19 protein-coding genes are annotated in these 17264 nt (G+C 40.7%); 4 read left to right on the top strand and 15 right to left on the bottom strand.

The window, feature by feature from the left end:
- Nucleotides 1-87: 87 nt before the first annotated feature.
- Nucleotides 88-261 carry a DUF2759 domain-containing protein gene (locus ACWF5P_RS09030; RefSeq protein ID WP_101222560.1) on the top strand — a complete coding sequence of 58 codons (174 nt, stop codon included), beginning with the start codon at nucleotides 88-90 and terminating at the stop codon, nucleotides 259-261.
- Nucleotides 262-302: 41 nt separating this feature from the next.
- Here the strand turns inward: ACWF5P_RS09030 and ACWF5P_RS09025 are convergent, their stop codons facing one another.
- The 5 genes from ACWF5P_RS09025 to ACWF5P_RS09005 all read right to left on the bottom strand — a co-directional run bounded on the left by ACWF5P_RS09025 (nucleotide 303) and on the right by ACWF5P_RS09005 (nucleotide 6826).
- A complete protein-coding gene (locus tag ACWF5P_RS09025; protein WP_434167390.1) occupies nucleotides 303-1475 on the bottom strand; it encodes a YqgU-like beta propeller domain-containing protein in 1173 nt (390 codons plus the stop codon).
- Between the two features lie 173 nt (nucleotides 1476-1648).
- Nucleotides 1649-2815 carry a M14 family zinc carboxypeptidase gene (locus ACWF5P_RS09020; RefSeq protein WP_434167391.1) on the bottom strand — a complete coding sequence of 389 codons (1167 nt, stop codon included), beginning with the start codon at nucleotides 2813-2815 and terminating at the stop codon, nucleotides 1649-1651.
- Between the two features lie 781 nt (nucleotides 2816-3596).
- The gene (locus ACWF5P_RS09015; protein ID WP_434167392.1) at nucleotides 3597-5450 is read right to left on the bottom strand and encodes a sulfatase-like hydrolase/transferase; all 1854 of its coding nucleotides are present in this window, start codon (nucleotides 5448-5450) and stop codon (nucleotides 3597-3599) included.
- Between the two features lie 180 nt (nucleotides 5451-5630).
- Nucleotides 5631-6602 (bottom strand): ROK family glucokinase, encoded by a 972-nt coding sequence (locus ACWF5P_RS09010; protein ID WP_434167393.1) that lies wholly within the window; start codon nucleotides 6600-6602, stop codon nucleotides 5631-5633.
- 14 nt (nucleotides 6603-6616) lie between these two features.
- Nucleotides 6617-6826, bottom strand: a complete 210-nt coding sequence (locus ACWF5P_RS09005; protein WP_101222565.1) for a YqgQ family protein — start codon at nucleotides 6824-6826, stop codon at nucleotides 6617-6619.
- Between the two features lie 213 nt (nucleotides 6827-7039).
- On the opposite strand from ACWF5P_RS09005, the gene ACWF5P_RS09000 reads away from it, so the two are divergent.
- On the top strand, nucleotides 7040-7897 hold the full coding sequence (locus tag ACWF5P_RS09000; protein ID WP_434167395.1) for a hypothetical protein: 858 nt from the start codon (nucleotides 7040-7042) through the stop codon (nucleotides 7895-7897).
- On the opposite strand, the gene ACWF5P_RS08995 is transcribed toward ACWF5P_RS09000, so the two are convergent.
- From ACWF5P_RS08995 to ACWF5P_RS08975, 5 genes are all read right to left on the bottom strand, one after another.
- Nucleotides 7892-9430 (bottom strand): rhomboid family intramembrane serine protease, encoded by a 1539-nt coding sequence (locus ACWF5P_RS08995; protein ID WP_427572026.1) that lies wholly within the window; start codon nucleotides 9428-9430, stop codon nucleotides 7892-7894. The genes ACWF5P_RS09000 and ACWF5P_RS08995 overlap by 6 nt on opposite strands.
- 165 nt (nucleotides 9431-9595) lie before the next feature.
- The gene (locus ACWF5P_RS08990) at nucleotides 9596-9784 is read right to left on the bottom strand and encodes a hypothetical protein (protein ID WP_101222568.1); all 189 of its coding nucleotides are present in this window, start codon (nucleotides 9782-9784) and stop codon (nucleotides 9596-9598) included.
- Nucleotides 9785-9859: 75 nt separating this feature from the next.
- A complete protein-coding gene (locus tag ACWF5P_RS08985) occupies nucleotides 9860-10432 on the bottom strand; it encodes a 5-formyltetrahydrofolate cyclo-ligase (protein ID WP_434167396.1) in 573 nt (190 codons plus the stop codon).
- Between the two features lie 167 nt (nucleotides 10433-10599).
- Nucleotides 10600-10749 carry a 50S ribosomal protein L33 gene (gene rpmG, locus ACWF5P_RS08980; protein WP_028391797.1) on the bottom strand — a complete coding sequence of 50 codons (150 nt, stop codon included), beginning with the start codon at nucleotides 10747-10749 and terminating at the stop codon, nucleotides 10600-10602.
- Nucleotides 10750-10867: 118 nt separating this feature from the next.
- On the bottom strand, nucleotides 10868-11476 hold the full coding sequence (locus tag ACWF5P_RS08975) for a hypothetical protein (RefSeq protein ID WP_434167397.1): 609 nt from the start codon (nucleotides 11474-11476) through the stop codon (nucleotides 10868-10870).
- A 428-nt stretch (nucleotides 11477-11904) separates the two neighbouring features.
- On the opposite strand from ACWF5P_RS08975, the gene ACWF5P_RS08970 reads away from it, so the two are divergent.
- Together ACWF5P_RS08970 and ACWF5P_RS08965 are read left to right on the top strand one after the other, a co-directional pair.
- A complete protein-coding gene (locus ACWF5P_RS08970; RefSeq protein WP_434167398.1) occupies nucleotides 11905-12285 on the top strand; it encodes a hypothetical protein in 381 nt (126 codons plus the stop codon).
- 2 nt (nucleotides 12286-12287) lie between these two features.
- Entirely contained in the window at nucleotides 12288-12740 is a 453-nt protein-coding gene (locus tag ACWF5P_RS08965) for a hypothetical protein (RefSeq protein ID WP_434167399.1), read from the top strand.
- A gap of 68 nt (nucleotides 12741-12808) precedes the next feature.
- On the opposite strand, the gene phoU is transcribed toward ACWF5P_RS08965, so the two are convergent.
- From phoU to ACWF5P_RS08940, 5 genes are all read right to left on the bottom strand, one after another.
- Entirely contained in the window at nucleotides 12809-13462 is a 654-nt protein-coding gene (phoU, locus tag ACWF5P_RS08960) for a phosphate signaling complex protein PhoU (RefSeq protein ID WP_230177017.1), read from the bottom strand.
- A gap of 20 nt (nucleotides 13463-13482) precedes the next feature.
- Nucleotides 13483-14304, bottom strand: a complete 822-nt coding sequence (gene pstB, locus ACWF5P_RS08955) for a phosphate ABC transporter ATP-binding protein PstB (protein ID WP_397315861.1) — start codon at nucleotides 14302-14304, stop codon at nucleotides 13483-13485.
- 21 nt (nucleotides 14305-14325) lie between these two features.
- A complete protein-coding gene (pstA, locus tag ACWF5P_RS08950) occupies nucleotides 14326-15204 on the bottom strand; it encodes a phosphate ABC transporter permease PstA (RefSeq protein WP_101222575.1) in 879 nt (292 codons plus the stop codon).
- Nucleotides 15205-15207: 3 nt separating this feature from the next.
- Nucleotides 15208-16107 (bottom strand): phosphate ABC transporter permease subunit PstC, encoded by a 900-nt coding sequence (pstC, locus tag ACWF5P_RS08945; RefSeq protein ID WP_434169698.1) that lies wholly within the window; start codon nucleotides 16105-16107, stop codon nucleotides 15208-15210.
- Between the two features lie 138 nt (nucleotides 16108-16245).
- Nucleotides 16246-17208, bottom strand: a complete 963-nt coding sequence (locus ACWF5P_RS08940; RefSeq protein ID WP_452444811.1) for a PstS family phosphate ABC transporter substrate-binding protein — start codon at nucleotides 17206-17208, stop codon at nucleotides 16246-16248.
- Nucleotides 17209-17264: the final 56 nt, after the last annotated feature.

Genomic DNA, 17264 nt, shown 5'->3' with positions numbered 1-17264 from the left:
ATCTTTTCTACATATTTTTGGTAGTTGCTTTATTCTCTGGGTATATTATTAGGGATTAAGTATTCATTACGAAAAGGGGGTTTTGACATGATATTAATGGTAGTTTTCGGACTTGTGGCTATATTAGGAGTAGTAGCTGTGTTTACCTCATTAAAAAAGAGAAACTTCTTAGGATTCATTTTTGCTGCCGGCAGTGCAGTCGTGTTTGGCTGGTTCACTGTCATGACTGTCATCAACAGCGGTTTTCCAGTTGCCCATTGAAGAAAAAAGCTCGCCATCCGGCGAGCTTTTGTTTTAGGTCATCATGTTTGTTTGAACAATCTTTGTATTTGATGGGTTTTCATATCAATGATTTTCTCAAATTGATATCCATATAAGCAGAAGTTGCCATCAAGCGAACAGCTTAATGGTTCATTTTCCATGTCCTTCATCAATTCTTCTTGTGTGCCTTTTTCCCAATTAAATTTAGTTAAGGTAAACCTTCCCTTATATTGGTCCGCATCTTTTGATTCATTAGGAATAAACGTTATCAATTCCTTATCTTTTTCAATGAAATCATAGGATGGAATCACCCAATCTGAAAAGCTTTTCAATAGTGGTACGGAAAAAGAATGGATCGGCTTGTTTGATGGATCATAAAATGCATATGTACCCCGATCTTGATTTTCTGTCTCCACTTGAATCGTCATCAGCGCTTGTTTCATTTTTTTAAAGTGAATGACATCGAGCATAAGGCTGTCCGTTCCATCCCCATTAAGCGCTTTTCTTTCTAGGGGTGCCGTCAAAGCAGGTTCTTCCCTGTCCCAATCGAGAAACATCAAATCTTTTTCACTTGCCCATTGAGCAAAGGGCTGTGGAAAGTCCAGAGTTTCCATTGTTTGTTCATCTGGATTCAACACATAACTGTTGTATGTCCAATCTTCATAAAAACTCGATAAAAACAACCGGCCATCTTTAAATGAATTCCACTCATAAGCTAATTCATAGGCTGGGATCGCCACGGAATACAGTGGATTTCCCGTTTTATCGAGTATTGTGATGGATGCTTTACCCGAAGAGGTGAAGGACGATAACAAAACATGCGTACCAGACGGACTGATCGATACTTCAGAAAACTCAAAAGCCGGCTGATAGAAAACGGAAGTATCATTCGTTTCCAAATTCCATGCCATCAGCTGGGATAATTCATTACCATCCCGCTTCACAGAATATAAAATGGTTTTGGAATCCAGCCATCCAACAATGGCTTCGATTTTATCCGTTTCTGCAGTCGGGACCTTTAAATTGCTTACTGAAGTTTCAAGGTTTGATTGGGAGTGTTCTTTTTCCGTATCATTTACGGGTTTACTAAGGTCCTTGGAAGGCTCACAAGCCGAGATAAGAAGGATAGTGGAGATAAATAATGGGATGATACACAACATCTTACAAATGGAAAGCCGCATACAAAGTGCTGCTTTGGATACTTTAATCTCCACACACCTCCCTCTTCAAAACTAAAACGCCTGGCATATGTGAGCGAGACATTAGAAAGAGAGTAAGGATTAACCAATCGAATCCTTACGACTTTCATTATAAAGTAAAAAAGAGAAAATGTGGCGAATAATGATCTTATATTTTTTTGGAAGTATATCCCTTAGAGGGAAATGTATCACATATAAAGGCCTGCCACCAATATCTTGACGGTATCTTCATATATACCCGGCAAATGGGATAGCGGAAGCGGATTGATGCCCTTTCCCAATTCGATTGTGAAACCGCCGCGTTTGAATTCCTGAACGAACCAATCTTTATACCCGGCATGGCTGTCAACGTATTGTACGGCCCGATATCCGCTGCGTTCCTCAAACTCCCTTGCAACATTCGCTGCCTCTTCAGGTTCATGTCCCTCATATCCCCAATAGAATTCTTTTCCCTGGGTGTGAAGTGCAAGCACTCTTTCGAAATTCCGCCTCATTGCCAGCTCCTTCATGGCCAATGCTTCTGGTTCTGATAACGCGGACTCTCCTGGAAAATCTCTTGGAGCAGGGGCTTTTGGAATCTTTCTACGCTTTTCAATCTCCCAATTGGCAGGATATTGATTATTCAGGTCTACACCGCGGATATTGGCTTTCCAAGCATAAAAGGCAGGGTTGCCATTGTTTATTTTTAAAACATCGACCTTCCCCTCTGCCGCCTCCTCCCCCTTCAGGACAAGCTCGACTCCATCCGGATTCACCATTGGAACAATCGAAATGGTCATATCCCGATAGAAGGGCATACAATCCATTCCGCAAAGTGTACGATCATTCGTTACTGCCAGCAGAAAATCATTCAGCCATTTCATCAAAACCGCGGAAGTGATCCATTCATTAGCATGGAATGAACCGTTATAATGTATGATCTTATCTCCTTGACCGATCCTTACCTCAAGGAGTTCTTTTCCCAACACACTCCTCCCGATCGATTCAACCTTAATAAAGGGGTAATGAAAAGATAGAGAATCCAGATCGTCAAGAAGTGATTGATAATCATAGGGCTTGTCGGTGACAATCATGGGATTCATGACCCGGACGGGCACGGAAAAAGGTTTTTGTCCACCTTGATTCAACAATGATACCCCATCGATGGGCAGGTGATATTGTAATGCGATTTCGGCAAAATCGATATCTAACCGGGACTCTTCCTGAACAATGTATCCAGGTATCTGTACTTCCATGCCATTTGGCAAAACCCCGCCAGTAATGGCGGGATTGGCATCCTCTATCAAAACCAGGGGAATTTGGAACAATTGACTGTAATATGCCAAATCATCCCCGCTTCTGCTCACGACTTTCATTCAGCCTCCGCCCCTTTCATTGTTTTATCTTTATGAAGCGAAAGACAGAAAGATGTTCAGGAAGTCTCACGTGTTTCAATAATTGTAATGGGTACCGATTTACCTGAAGGAACAAAAAAAACCTGGATTGCGCCAGGTATCAGTAGACAAACTCGATGAAAATCACCTTCAGTTTGTTTGTACAATTTGAACGTCGATGTCCTCTTCAGGCACTCGCTTTCCGCGTCCAAGGGAGCCGCGCACCTTACATTCCAATCAACTTTGTTTTAACTTTTAGATAGGACACTATTGTCTACAGTCTTTTTGTTTTAGTATTTAAACTGATGTAACTTGAGTCTATTCAGCGATATCGGCTTGAAATGATTACTTTAGATCAATTGATGCCATCGAACGATTTGTAGTCGGCACGATTGTAACACGAGATATGATAGGAATATCCTAAAAGTCTATAGCGGAAAAATTGATTGGAAGAGTTGGAAAACCGAAAGCTGTTGAATCGCACGTGCAGCTTATAAAACACCTGCGATTACCGAGTTACTTATTATCGTGAGTATCAATCACCGAAACATAATTGCGCAACGAGTTCTTTTTTTTAGCACAAAGATCATCAAAAGTAGTGACACGTCATAATTGGCAAGAATAAGTGGAAGTATCAGGAGAGGTCAACTGTTTCTCCATACCTGCTTCAATTCCAATAAAGAATCAAAAGGTCCCGGAATGAAACCATCTTGGAACCTTTTTGTGTACAAATTGAAACCTGGATTGCGCCATGTTTCTTTTTTCAACGTTGCTCATAAAATCGGAGCAAATCCCCGTAAATGATTTTGTCGGAGTAATCAAGCTCCTGTTTCGCCTTTTCCAAATACTTCTCACAGGAACCCTTTTCAGTCGCCCTCCCAGTCTTTTTATCATAGCAGGTATCCATCGTATAGAGATAATCCTTCGTGATGAAACTGCTATCGCGAAGAACGGTGAATTCTAATTTCTCTTCAGAAAATAGATCTTTGCCGAATTCGATATAATCATCATTTTCAATCCCCAATAAATGAAGGAGTGTCGGCCTTACATCAATTTGGCCGGAAACGGTGGAAATCGTTTTTCCCTTCTGACCGGGGATATGTATGATGAGCGGGACACGCTGAAGCTGGATGGATTCGAAAGGTGTGATTTCCTTCCCAAGGAACTGGCTCATGGCAGAGTTGTGATTTTCCGAAATTCCATAATGGTCCCCATATAGCACAATTATGGAATCCTCATATAATCCATCACGTTTCAAATCGCCGATAAATCGTTCCAAGGCTTCGTCCGTATAACGTACGGTCGGAAAATATTGATTCAATGTTTTGGAATTTGAATCGTACGGCTCCAATGTCCGGTCTTCCTCATTCAAAGTGAATGGAAAATGATTGGTTAACGTTATGAACTTGGCATAAAAAGGCTCAGGCATCCTCTTCAGGTGAGAGATTGATTGTTTGAAGAACGATTTATCATTCAAACCCCAATTGATGGAATTCCCTTCAGAGACTTTGTATTCATCACTGTCATAAAACCGCTGGTACCCTAGGGAATCGTACATTATGTCACGATTCCAAAAGCTTTTATTATTGGCATGCAAGGAAGCCGTATAGTAACCTTCTTCCGATAAGATTTCGGGGGTGGCTTTGTATTCATTTTGGGCATGAGTGAAAAATACTGCACCTCTGCCTAAAGGATAGAGGGAATTCTCAATAATGAATTCTGAATCGGATGTTTTCCCCTGGCCAGTTTGGTGATAAAAGTTATTGAAATAATAGCTCTCTTTAATGAATTCGTTCAGAAAAGGAGTGATTTCTTCACCGTTGACAGTTTTATTGATGACAAAGCTTTGTGTGGATTCCAATGATACAAGGATCACATTTTTGCCTTTTGCCAGCCCATAAAGATCATCATTAACCTCTTTTTGATTGGCACGGACATAATTTTCAATTTCCGACAATTCACTGCCATCCGCAAGGGCACGTTGAGCTGATGATTTCGTCTGTAATATTGCATCATAGAGGTGATAATGGTACGTACCGATATTCTTAACGAGGATTTCGCGGTCAAACGTTCTTGTCAGTAGTTCAGGACGCGCCGCTTCAGCTAAAGCTAAGTTAAAAAATGTCACTCCTAAAGCGATTAACATGAAGAATTTACGATCCTTTGGATTGTATCGACATTCATGGAATGTTTTTGGTTTGTATTTCAGCAGCAGCATCAAGAAAAGGATATCGGCAAAATACAATAGGTCACTCGGATTGATCAATTCATGTACACTGCTTCCAAGATCGTTCATATTGCTCGTTTGAAAAAGAACGGGAATCGTTAAAAAGTCATTGAAAAAGCGAAAAAAAACAAGGTTGGCAAAGAGGATGAAGGTGATGGAAAAACTCATGATCAATAAATATGCTGTCCTTCTATTTTCTTTTAAAAATATGTACACGCCAAGAGTAAGCAAAAGGAAACTGAAAGGATTGATGAATAGTATGAACTCCTGGAGCCAATTATCAATATCTATCTCAAAACTTGTTTTATAAGCAATATATGTTTTAAGCCAAAGTGAAATGAATACGACCCAAAACAATGAATATCCCTGTTTTTTGAAGCCCCTTTTCAATCTTGGTCCCTCCTCATCGAAGAAGCGCTGGAGCCATGGTCCTGAGCGCCTCAATCATGGGTCATGGTTCTCCCCTCTATTTAAATGCAGGAACGATTGCCCCACCCATCAAAGCGGGGAAATTTTTTCAAAAATCCATCTTTTTTTCTTATACCCCTGTTAGCACAGGGCAGCAAGGCATCACGTATTCATTTGGCTTTTAATGAGCCAGGCTCCACCTATCACCCCTGCATCATTGCCTAGTGTGGCCAGGCTGATTTTCGTTGATTTACTAACCCGTTTGAATGCATACTTTTCGAAGGCAGCACGGACAGTATCAAGCAAAATGTCTCCCGCTTGTGAAACTCCCCCGCCAATGACGATTTTATCTGGATTCATGACATTCCCAACATGTGATAGTGCCAGCCCCAAGTAATTGCCCACCTTATCCACCACAGCTTTGGACATAGGATCACCTACTGCAGCGCATTGGAATAACAGTTTGGAAGTAACCGTATTTCCCTCGTCGACTTTCTGCTGAAGCAATGACTTTTCATCGGCGGTATTCAAGGCTTCTAAAGCCATACGGACGATTCCCGTTGCCGAAGCAACCGTTTCCAGACAACCAGTCTTGCCACAATTGCATGGTGCCCCTCCGTCCGTTACGACCGTTATATGCCCTATTTCTCCAGCAGCCCCACTGGTACCATGGACGATTTGCCCATTATGAATGATCCCGCCGCCTACACCCGTTCCCAGAGTGACACAAACGAGGTCTTTGGCACCATTACCGGCACCTTTCCACATTTCTCCCAAAGCTGCCATATTGGCATCATTATCGATCACAGCTGGAAGAGATGTCTCCACTTCCAGTAAATCTTTTAAGGGATAGTCCTTCCAGCCTAAATTGACGGCTTCATATATGGAACCGTTAACAAATTTCACGGGGCCTGGAGCACCCATTCCTATCCCTACTATCTTACTCTTCGGTTCATTAAGTTCAACGAGCTTCGCATCAATTGCTTTTGCTATATTAATCGTAATGAATTTTCCCTTTTCGGAGATGTCCGTGCTGATTTCCCATTTATGAATGATCTCTCCGTATAAATTGATCAGAGCCAGTTTGGTAGTTGTACCGCCTAAATCCACACCCATCAGCCATTTTTCCATCATTCTCACCTTTTTTATCAATTTTTTTTCTGTTTTTCCCTTTCAAGAGACAATTGCTGTCTAATTAAAAGGATCGCCATTTGATAATCTTTCGTATCCATCATCTGCATACGGTGGATTTCCCTTATTTCGGCCTCCATCATTTCAAGCTCGGCTAAGCGATCACCAATATAGATAAATGTACCGAATCTTTTCAAGTATTGTTGAAGATCATAATATGTTTTCATAGTAAACCTCTTTACTCTTTTCTTTAGGAAAGTATATCGAATCAGCCTTTTGGTAACAAGCGACCAATTCCCCCTTTGATAATTTCCCCCATCCCCCTCATACATGTCCAACTGTATTCATATGATGAAATATCAAGAATGTGGACTCTTTCGATTTGATTCAACAGCTTAATATTTTTAACCACTCATCACGCGCGAAAACGGAGGGGAAAAATGAAAGTACAATTGAAGTATACCGTCTTTTTGGTCTTGACCACCATTTTTGTCATCCTATATTTATCAAATCATAAAAGGGCAGAGGAAACCATCATTTTTTTTCCCATCGATTCCTCGCTTCATTTTGAACATGCTTCCACCAACCTGACACCGGAGGGCACCGGGGATTCAACCTATACCATCACTTGGAGGGTGGATTCTTCATTGGACCAGACAGCTTACTTGCGTCAAGACGTATCGCTTTTATACAAAAATGGAAAATTGGCAGGAGCCTTAAAAAATTGGCGCCAAAATAAACAAGAACTCTCTCAAAAAGCGAAAACTAAAGAAACCGAGAGTGGTCGTTATGAAGCGGTAACGTTTCATTATGCCGAGGTTCATCCGAGTGACACAATTTTCACCAGTGCCCAGCAGCTCAGTAAAGATAAACTCTATACAGTAACGACACCGGTTTTTCAATTTTTCCACAGTCCCCTTTCGGAAGAACAGGTTCAGTGGAAAAAAACGCTGGACGGCTTTACAGATCAAACGGTTCGAAATGGTTTGGAAAAAGCCGGTCAAGCATTTCAGGTTAATCTGGATCAGTACAAAATCATCTCTTTAACAGATTTGCCGTCAAAGAAAAATCAATGGCTTGCTGACTTCCCCCAATTCAAACGGGAAGAAATTGTGGGAAAACTGTGGGAAGGACTTTACAAAAATTACGTGTTGGGAATAAAAAAGGAGGATGGATCCACTGTGAGTCCACAAGGCAGCACCATCCCCCTATTGCTTATGGCTAAAAATCAAAGTGAAATACTTGTCTTGTTTACCCTGGAAGACGGTTCCCCAATCATGCTGCGTCAAAAGTTATAGTCGCTTTTCAATTTCTGCCAGCAGTTTTGTATATGATTTATTATCGGGGGCAAGCTCAATAGCCTGAACAGCTTGCTCCTTAGCTTGATCGAATGATTCGAGATTCATGTAGACTAAGGCAAGATTGTAATGGGCTTCATGCAAATCCGGATTGCTTTCAATCGCTTTTTCATAATAATCCCTGGCTTTATTTATGTCCTTATTATCAAAAGATAAATTTCCCAGCATAAAAAGCGATAGCGGTGCATCAGGATTTGCATCAACATAATTGTTTAACATCTCTTCCGCTTTATCCTCTTCATCATCATCAATATACTTTTGGGCCATCATGGCCATCGTATTATCATCCATAGCTGCACTTTCCTGATGATTGAATCCAAAGTTAAGAAGGGCATAGGTCAGTATTGCCGACCCGATCAGAAAAGCCAGCTGCCGTAAGATATTCCTGGACTTTGGCAGATGCACCACTCCAGCAGCCAAGAACCCTCCGATCAAACCTCCGATATGCCCTGCATTATCAATTCCCGCTACGGTGAAACCATATATTAAGTTAATGATGATCAACACAATCACCGATGAGCCCATCGAGCGCATGAATAATTTCGGATAGACGATGCCGAAGTACAGAAGTGCCCCAAAGCAGCCAAAAATGGCTCCGCTCGCCCCTGCGGAAAGATTCGGGGTCATGATGAAGCTGCCTAGAGTTCCAGCGAAACCAGCGAATATATAGATGAAAAGGAACCTGGCATTACCGTAAATCCTTTCAACCTCTGCTCCGATCAAATACAATGAAAATGTATTCATCAATAAATGAATGAACCCAATATGGACGATCATCGGTGTAAAGAACCGCCACCATTCCCCTTGCATGATATAAGGGGAAAATTTAGCGCCAAACTCAATCAAAGTTTTGGAATTGGTGCTGCCCCCATTAAACTCCATCAAGATGAATACAGCTATTTGTAACGCCATGAATATATATGTAAAGAATGGCTTATTGGCATTTTGAAATACCTTCTGCTCAGCCTTAGCCTTTTTGACTGACTCAGAGATGGCGTCTTTCTTTACTGCGAGAATCTTTTCCTCATCTATTTCATTATCTTCAAGAACTTGAATTGACAGTGGTTTTTTCAAAACATGTTCAAGGTTTTGCAACGAATCATGAAAGTTTTCACAAGTTAGAAGAAACGTGTTAACATTCGTTTTTTTAAAGGAAGCCACTCGTGAGCTAAAGTCATGATCATCCACCGGGGCGAATTTACTAACATAGATACTTAATATGTCAATGGGCTTTTTGTATAATTTCCTTCTGATCCTTTCTCCATTCTGCAAAGTTCGGTCGATATCGCGTTTCAGCCAATTAGCCCAATCCAAATCATGTCGAATGAGTCTAATGACTGGAAATTCTTTATTCTTATCGCTCTCTAGCCAAATCTCCTGATGGTTTTCAGTGACAGTGATCATTCGATAATCATAATGGGCAGACAACTCCCTTATGGTTTCCCAAAACAAATAATCCTCTTTAAATCCCAATGCCTTCCCCACTTTCCAATGAAACTTATGCTTCTGAAATTCCTGTTTCTTAATTAAAACTATAGACGAAATCATGAAAAAAGTAAAAAAGGAGACTGCTTTCCCGCTCCTTAAAAATAAAAAAAGGAACCCCTGATCAGGTTCCTTTTTAAGATGCAGGCTTTCTCATTTGGTCTGACTGAACATGCTTTGCATCATTTTATCCCTGAACATTGGCATATCCAAGGATTTAGTCACTAGAAATCTTCTTAAAATGCCGTTGGACAGCGCAACATTTATCAGGCGGTACCGGTTTTTGTAACCTGCATAAACAGCTAAACCAACCAAGAAGATTTGAATAATTAATCGAAGCATAACAATCCCTCCTATCAATAGTGTGATACAGGACAGGATTTTTATGAGCTAAAAGTGATAATTAATAAACTTCTTCTAATGGGAGTACGTACGTATTACCCTGGATGGGGTAATGAGTTTGCCGACCGCTATATCATGAACCTCTATCGGGAGTTCATCCATTAATTGAAGCTCGTATGTAAGGGCCAATGTATCTCCTCGGTAATAAGATAGGAAACGGTCATAATAGCCGCCTCCAAAGCCTAAGCGATACCCTTCCTTGGTAAAAGCAAGACCGGGTACGATCAATGCATCCAATTCCTCTTTCCGAGCCTTGGCTGTTTCAGCCACTGGTTCAAGCAACCCGTAATAAACAGACTCCAGCTGATTGAAGGACGAGATTTTCTTGAATTCCATTGTCCTTTTTTCATGATCACATTTTGGTACTGCCACTTCTTTTCCTTCACTCCATGCTTGTTCGATGATCCGTACCGTTGGAACTTCGGGCGGTATGGAGATGGTGATGCCAATGGTTTTTGCTTTTTTCCATTCCTCCAGTGAAAATAAGTTTTCAGCGATTCGGTTCGATAGTTCCTCATGTTCCTCTTTAGTCAGCTCCATTAAACGGGACCTAGCTTCTTGGCGGAGCTTTTTTTTATTTTCTTTCATCTCTTCCGACTCCTTTAGTCTACTTCTATCATTATCTCATAATATTTGTTCATATACGAAAAATACGGTGTCGGAAATTGCCGATCCATTAATGCAACCTGAAAGGAAAGAGAGGAAGAAGGGATTAAAAAAATGCATAAAAAAAACAACAGGAAAAATCCTGTTGCTTACTTTGTTTCGCGGTGAGTCGTGCTGCGTTTTTCTCTTGAGCAGTATTTTTTAAGCTCAAGACGGTCTGGATTGTTACGTTTATTTTTTTTAGAAATATAGTTACGGTCTCCACATTCAGTGCAAGCTAATGTAATATTTACGCGCATTGTGTATTTCCCTCCAAACATATTGACTTTTTCACATAGGACTTTTCTATAATAGCATTATTCAATGCGAATTGCTAGTATGTTTTTTGGGAAATCCAACTTTAACTTTTTTGAATTCTTAATTGTTTACGTTTTGCATCGTCAGGAGGAGCTGATTATTTATGACTTTCGCCTCTTCTTTCGTTTCAGCATGAATGACCCAGGCCACAGCTTCCACACATTCCTTCGGCAAGATTTCAGTCTCTAGCGTAAACACACTGGTAACTTCCCCTTTGGCGAGCGGTGAATAAGCCAAGAGCCCCTCCTTCAATGATTTGAAGCATCCCTCTTGATATAGGCTTCCCTTACCTTGGATACAATATTGAGAGATGCTTTTTCCTTTCACCAATCCACCCAATAAAGCAATCGATTGAGGAGCTACATGTAAAATCGCCCGTTCATTCGGGCTGTAAAAAGCCACCGCCTGCCTTTCGAAAGCGTTTTCATAGTGAAAAAACACTTTTGGGCGCTTCGTCTCGAATGATGTATTTCTAATCGTGAACTTCGAAAAGGTCACCTGCCCTTGGGTATATGTTTGTGAAAGTGTCCGGATCTCTCCATTCGGATGACTCATCATATCTTCCTCAGGATACCAATCAAAACTCTCATCCATCCATAACCCAGACTTTAATCCCTTACGAAATATATCCTGGTTATCCTGCGGCATATACGCGAATAGCGAATTCATATAATCATCCCTTCCCCTTCTTTATCCTTATATATATAGCTTATCGTTAGGCGCTGACAGTGAATCTATCCACTTTGGAAGCTGCACACCATTTTCTTATAGTCAACCGATTTTTAACTATTCAAAATATTTTGTTTTTTCGATTTATTCTATCTTTATGTTAGCACTGAATTGGCTGATGGACAATAAACACATTTTGTCGAATTTTATGTATGTTATCTCTTAAAGGTTTTTTTCCCATTTTAATGCCTGATTTTTTTTATTCAACGACGCTCATTAAGCTTTTCGACAATATTTGAAACAAAACAGACAATAAATGAAGTTTACGGCCCATTTCGGAAAATATAAAAATATGAAAATCTCCATTTTTTTAAAAATATGTGTAAAATATAAATATATTGTCGAAAATTAGCTTCTGAGGTGAAAACATGGAAACACTTATCATCCTTCTTTTTTCTTTAGCGATCGTCCTTCTCATCATTTCCTTTTTCGGTAAAGATAAAGTTGCCAAATTAGAGGAAGATTTGGAGCAGATGACACTAACGTATATGCAGGATATCTACCAATTAAAGAAGAAGGTGAAGATTCTTGAAGAGGAATTCGTTATCCAGGACGATCCTGCTCCCTCTGTAAAGGTTAAATCAATTGTCAATTCCAATGATAGCGAATCCATTCATGAAATTTTAAAAAGCCAGGTTCTATCTTTATATAGTCAAGGTCTTTCTTTGGACCAGATCGCCAAACAATCCTCATTAACGAAGGAACAAACAATTTCAGTGATCGAGCAGCAAAGATTGCGGGGTGAATGAGAATGAACAAAGCAAGACTGCAAGGTCTTTCCGCCGGTATCATTTTTACAACAACAATCTTTGCTGGCTTTCATTATGGCACCGGATTATTCGAAGGCACCACTCCCACTGAGGAGGAAGCTAAGGAATCGCTCGTGAAGAAAGGATTCGTCGTTACACACCCTATGGAGGAAGCTAAAAAGACCGTCCAACCAAAGGATCCAGATAAGGATTCAATGGAGAAAGGGGCTTCAAAAAAAGATCCCTCCATCGTCACCTATACAATTAAAGTGAAAACGAATATGACCACAACCGAAATTGCCGATAGCCTTGCCAATGAAAAAATCATCGATGATGCTGCTGAATTTGAAGCTTACATGAATGACCATGATTTCTCAAAAAAAATACAAATCGGTGAGTTTGTTGTTACGAATAATATGAAATATAGACAATTGGCCAATACTTTGACCCATTAATGAATAAGAGAGGCTTTTAAATGGACGATGTCCGAAAAAAGCCTCTCTTTTTTTCAATTAGGATCGGTTCATTCATTCCTGCTGATATATCTCCCTCTTACCAGGAAGTAAATATTCTCTGCGATATTCGTTGTATGGTCCGCTGTCCTTTCCAAATATCGAGCTATTAAGGAAAGCTGTGTAACCTGCTGAAGGTTTTTTTCATCTGAAAGGCGAAGGAGACTCCGAATCATATCTCCATAAAAGCTATCAACCTCGTCATCCATTTCAATGATCTCTCTTGAAAGAACAACATCTTCCTTCTCAAATGCTTCAATTGAAAGTTGAATCATCTTTAATGTAATATCATGCATCTGCTTTAATGGTGTTAAAGGCAGAATAAATGGCTGGTCACCGATTCGGATGGCTGATTTAGCGATATTCACACCAAAGTCCGCCATCCTTTCAATATCAGAGGCGATTTTTATGGCAGCAATGATACGCCTTAAATCAATCGCAACCGGCTGCTGCTTAGCAATCAGCAAAATCGCAAAGTCATTAATTTCCTCTTCCAGTAAATCAGCGATTGTGTCATCATCAATAACTTCAAGAGCCTCTTCTACATTATTGTTTTCCAATGCGGCATATGATTTTGATATGGCATTTGAAGCTAAATTAGCCAACTTCACGATTTTCTCCTGTAACTCTTTCAATTGAAGCTCGAAATTTTCACGAACGATCATTATCGCATCTCCCTTTCTCTTTAACCGAAGCGTCCGGTAATGTAATCTTCTGTTCTTTTATCATTCGGATTAGAGAAGATGGTGTTTGTATCAGAATATTCGATGACTTCCCCATTTAAGAAGAAGGCTGTTCTATCAGAGATACGTGCTGCCTGCTGCATGTTATGGGTAACGATGATAATGCTGAAATCCTTTTTCAGTTCTTGGACCAATTCTTCTATTTTCAAAGTGGATATCGGATCAAGAGCAGAAGTCGGTTCATCCATTAATATGACATCAGGTTCGATGGCCAAACATCTGGCAATACAAAGGCGCTGTTGCTGTCCACCTGAAAGTCCATATGCATTTTCATGCAGTCGGTCTTTCACTTCATCCCAAATGGCTGCCCCTTTTAAACTCTTTTCGACGATCTCATCAAGAATTTTTTTATTTTTAATTCCATGGATTTTTGGTCCGTATACAACATTTTCATAAATTGATTTTGGAAAGGGATTAGGCTTTTGGAAAACCATTCCCACCTGTGTCCTTAAATCTTCCACCTTATAGGACTGATCAAGGATATTCCTGTTTCTATATTTAATCTGGCCTGTCGTTTTCACATCCGGGACTAGCTCTATCATTCGGTTCAATGTTTTGATGTAGGTCGATTTCCCACATCCTGAAGGCCCAATGATGGCGGTCACTTCATTTTGGTGCATATCCAGATTAATATTTTTCAAAGCATGGTTTTCTCCATACCATAAATTGAGATTGGATGTTTCATACACCTTTTCCGTCAAGGCAGCCGATTCGACATTTTCGATTCCGATTGCCGTTGACTCTTTTTCTCTCGTTAAGGTCATATTCATGCTTCCTTCCTCCTATCAGTATCTTTTCTGGAATTTATTTCGAATTATAACCGCTATTGAATTCATGAATATTAACAGGATGAGTAAAACGATGATTCCCGCGGCAGCAACCTGCTGGAATTCCTCCTGTGGACGGGATGTCCAATTATAGATTTGCATCGGCAGCACTGTGAATGTATCCATGACCGTTTGAGGTAAAAAGGCGATGAACATTGGTATGCCAACCACCACCAATGGAGCCGTTTCACCGATTGCACGTGATAAAGCAAGTATCCCCCCAGTTAAAATGCCAGGTATCGCAGCAGGCAGGACCACTTTCAATATCGTTTGCCACTTTGTTGCACCCATTCCAAATGAAGCTTCCCTTAGATCACGAGGTACGGCACGTATGGCCTCTTGGGCAGCCACTATGATGACAGGAAGAACAAGTAGGCTCATCGTCAAGCCTGCTGCCAATATGGACCGGTCCAAGGCTAGGGCACGAACGAAAACCGTTAAACCCAAAAGTCCAAATACTATTGACGGGACACCTGCCAGATTGGAAATATTCACTTTGATAAAAGTGGTGATCCAATTCTTCCGGGCATATTCCTCTAAATAAATGGCCGTTCCAACGCCAAGCAGCAGGGAAACCGGGGCCACCACTACCATCAACCAAATTGAACCGATCAACGCTGCCTTTATACCAGCCTCTTCAGGTTTCCTGGAAGCGAAATTCTGAAGGAAATCCCCATTCAGACTGCCAATTCCTTGAGTGAATATCCGATAAAATAAGATGGCCAATACGAGGAGGCCAACCAATGTTGCCAAGAAGAATAATCCTTTACAAATCGTGTTAACAGCCAGCCTAACAGGCATTTTTTTTGCAACATGACTTTTGTTTATCAGTTTCATGTCTTAGTATTCCTCCCTGAACTTGCGAGAGATGAACTGCGCCAGTAAATTCATGATAAGCGTAAAGACGAACAGTGTCATTCCAACCGCATAAATGCTGTAGTAAATCGTTGTCCCATATCCTGCATCCCCCGAACTTACCTGTACAATATAAGCGGTCATCGTTTGAATCGATGAAGTGATATCCATGCTCATATTTGGGGTCGAGCCACCGGCAACACTCACAATCATGGTTTCCCCGATCGCTCTGGATAGAGCAAGAACGATGGATGCCACAATTCCTGAAACGGCTGCTGGCAATACCACTTTAATTGTCGTTTCGAGTTTCGTTGCTCCTAAGGCATACGCACCTTCGCGAATCGACTTCGGTACTGATACAAGGGCATCTTCCGACAAAGAGGCGATCATCGGCATGATCATGATTCCTACAACGATCCCAGGACTTAGAGCATTGAACATGTCAAGGGAAGGAAATAAATCCCGCAAAACCGGTGTTACAAAAGTTAAGGCAAAGAAGCCGTAAACGATAGTAGGGATTCCAGCTAAAACTTCTAAAATCGGCTTAATGATTCTGCGTGTTTTCTCTGATGCATATTCACTCAAGAAAATGGCTGTTGCAAGCCCTACTGGAACTGCAACCACCGCTGCTATGACTGTTATCTTCAATGTTCCCACGATAAGCGGCATAATCCCATAGGACGGTGTAGATGCAAATGGCAGCCATTTAGCTTCTGTAAAAAATTCGACGATAGATACTTTGTCAAAAAAGATAAATGTTTCAAATATAAGCGTCAGGATGATCCCGATTGTAGTAAAAACGGAAATTGCCGCCGTAAGGAACAAAAGCTTAGGGATGATTTTTTCCATATTCATTTTTTTCTTACTTTTCTTTTCCAGGATCATTTGCTGTACAGAATAGGTATCTGTTTTTCTAAGTTCCAACTTGCATCCTCCATTTCAGACACACAATATTTGGATTTACAAGCTGTTACCCCCGCCTTAATCGAGTCAAGGCGGGATTTCAGTAGCCTGTAATATCGTTTATTTTTCCAGTTCTTTTAATTTATCAAGATCTTTCTGGTACTCTTCTTCCGGCAGGCTGATATAACCCACTTCTTCAGCAAGCTCTCCTGCATTTTCAATGACGAATTGAGTATAATCTGCAACTTGTTCTTTTTCGGCTACTGACTTATTAGCTACATATGTGTAAAGTGGACGTGACAATGGTGCATACTCCCCACTTTTAATCGTTTCATGCGTTGGCTCTACGGCACCTTTGCCGTTGTCGATGGAAATGATCTTTAACTTATCTTTGTTTTCAGAGTAGTAGGCATAACCGAAGAATCCAATCGCATTTTTATCACCTTCTACACCTTGTACAAGGACATTATCATCTTCTGAAAGCGTAGCATTTTCCACCATCGGTTTTTCTTCAAGGATCACTTCATTGAAATAATCATATGTGCCTGAATCTGTTCCCGGAGAATAGAATTTAATTTCTTCCTTCGGCCATTCAGGACGTATATCAGACCATTTCTTCACCTTTCCATTATCAATCCACAGTTTTTGAAGTTCTTCAACTGTTAGTGAATCGATGAATTCATTATCTTTATTGGCGACGATTGAAATACCGTCAAATGCCAGTTTCAACTCTGTATATTTAACTCCATTTTCATCAAGTAAGGCAGTTTCTTCTTCTTTGACCGGGCGGGAAGCATTGGCTAGGTCCGTATCACCAGCGATGAATTTCTTGAATCCCCCACCTGTTCCTGACGATCCCACTGAAACCTTCACATCAGGCTGTGTAGCCATATATTCTTCGGCAACTGCCTCCATGATCGGAAAGACCGTTGAAGAACCATCCGTAATTACTTCTCCCTGCAGTTGGCCAGATCCTTTTCCTTCACCGCTGCTTGTCTTAGTGTCATCGGATCCACAACCCGCCGCTACTGCAATTACTCCACCCATCATTACAGTCATTGCCATACCTTTGAAACGTCTCATTTGTAAATCCCCCTAAGAATTTTATATGAATATTTTGTCCTACTCTCACATCATAC

This window comes from Peribacillus sp. NPDC055009 (genome assembly GCF_053608705.1).
The sequence above is the reverse complement of the archived record's forward strand: the minus strand, read 5'-3'. Positions and strand labels throughout refer to the sequence as shown.

Excerpts from the sequence above, each read along its gene's own strand:
- ACWF5P_RS08985 (WP_434167396.1), bottom strand. The coding sequence starts at position 10,432 with ATGAAAGAAAATAAAAAAAAGCTCCGCCAAGAAGCTAGGTCCCGTTTA.
- pstA (WP_101222575.1), bottom strand. The coding sequence starts at position 15,204 with ATGAAACTGATAAACAAAAGTCATGTTGCAAAAAAAATGCCTGTTAGG.
- ACWF5P_RS09000 (WP_434167395.1), top strand. The coding sequence starts at position 7,040 with ATGAAAGTACAATTGAAGTATACCGTCTTTTTGGTCTTGACCACCATT.
- ACWF5P_RS09030 (WP_101222560.1), top strand. The coding sequence starts at position 88 with ATGATATTAATGGTAGTTTTCGGACTTGTGGCTATATTAGGAGTAGTA.
- phoU (WP_230177017.1), bottom strand. The coding sequence starts at position 13,462 with ATGATCGTTCGTGAAAATTTCGAGCTTCAATTGAAAGAGTTACAGGAG.
- ACWF5P_RS08965 (WP_434167399.1), top strand. The coding sequence starts at position 12,288 with ATGAACAAAGCAAGACTGCAAGGTCTTTCCGCCGGTATCATTTTTACA.
- ACWF5P_RS08975 (WP_434167397.1), bottom strand. The coding sequence starts at position 11,476 with ATGAATTCGCTATTCGCGTATATGCCGCAGGATAACCAGGATATATTT.
- ACWF5P_RS08940 (WP_452444811.1), bottom strand. The coding sequence starts at position 17,208 with ATGAGACGTTTCAAAGGTATGGCAATGACTGTAATGATGGGTGGAGTA.
- pstC (WP_434169698.1), bottom strand. The coding sequence starts at position 16,107 with ATGATCCTGGAAAAGAAAAGTAAGAAAAAAATGAATATGGAAAAAATC.
- ACWF5P_RS09020 (WP_434167391.1), bottom strand. The coding sequence starts at position 2,815 with ATGAAAGTCGTGAGCAGAAGCGGGGATGATTTGGCATATTACAGTCAA.
- rpmG (WP_028391797.1), bottom strand. The coding sequence starts at position 10,749 with ATGCGCGTAAATATTACATTAGCTTGCACTGAATGTGGAGACCGTAAC.
- ACWF5P_RS08970 (WP_434167398.1), top strand. The coding sequence starts at position 11,905 with ATGGAAACACTTATCATCCTTCTTTTTTCTTTAGCGATCGTCCTTCTC.
- pstB (WP_397315861.1), bottom strand. The coding sequence starts at position 14,304 with ATGACCTTAACGAGAGAAAAAGAGTCAACGGCAATCGGAATCGAAAAT.
- ACWF5P_RS09005 (WP_101222565.1), bottom strand. The coding sequence starts at position 6,826 with ATGAAAACATATTATGATCTTCAACAATACTTGAAAAGATTCGGTACA.
- ACWF5P_RS08990 (WP_101222568.1), bottom strand. The coding sequence starts at position 9,784 with ATGCTTCGATTAATTATTCAAATCTTCTTGGTTGGTTTAGCTGTTTAT.
- ACWF5P_RS09010 (WP_434167393.1), bottom strand. The coding sequence starts at position 6,602 with ATGATGGAAAAATGGCTGATGGGTGTGGATTTAGGCGGTACAACTACC.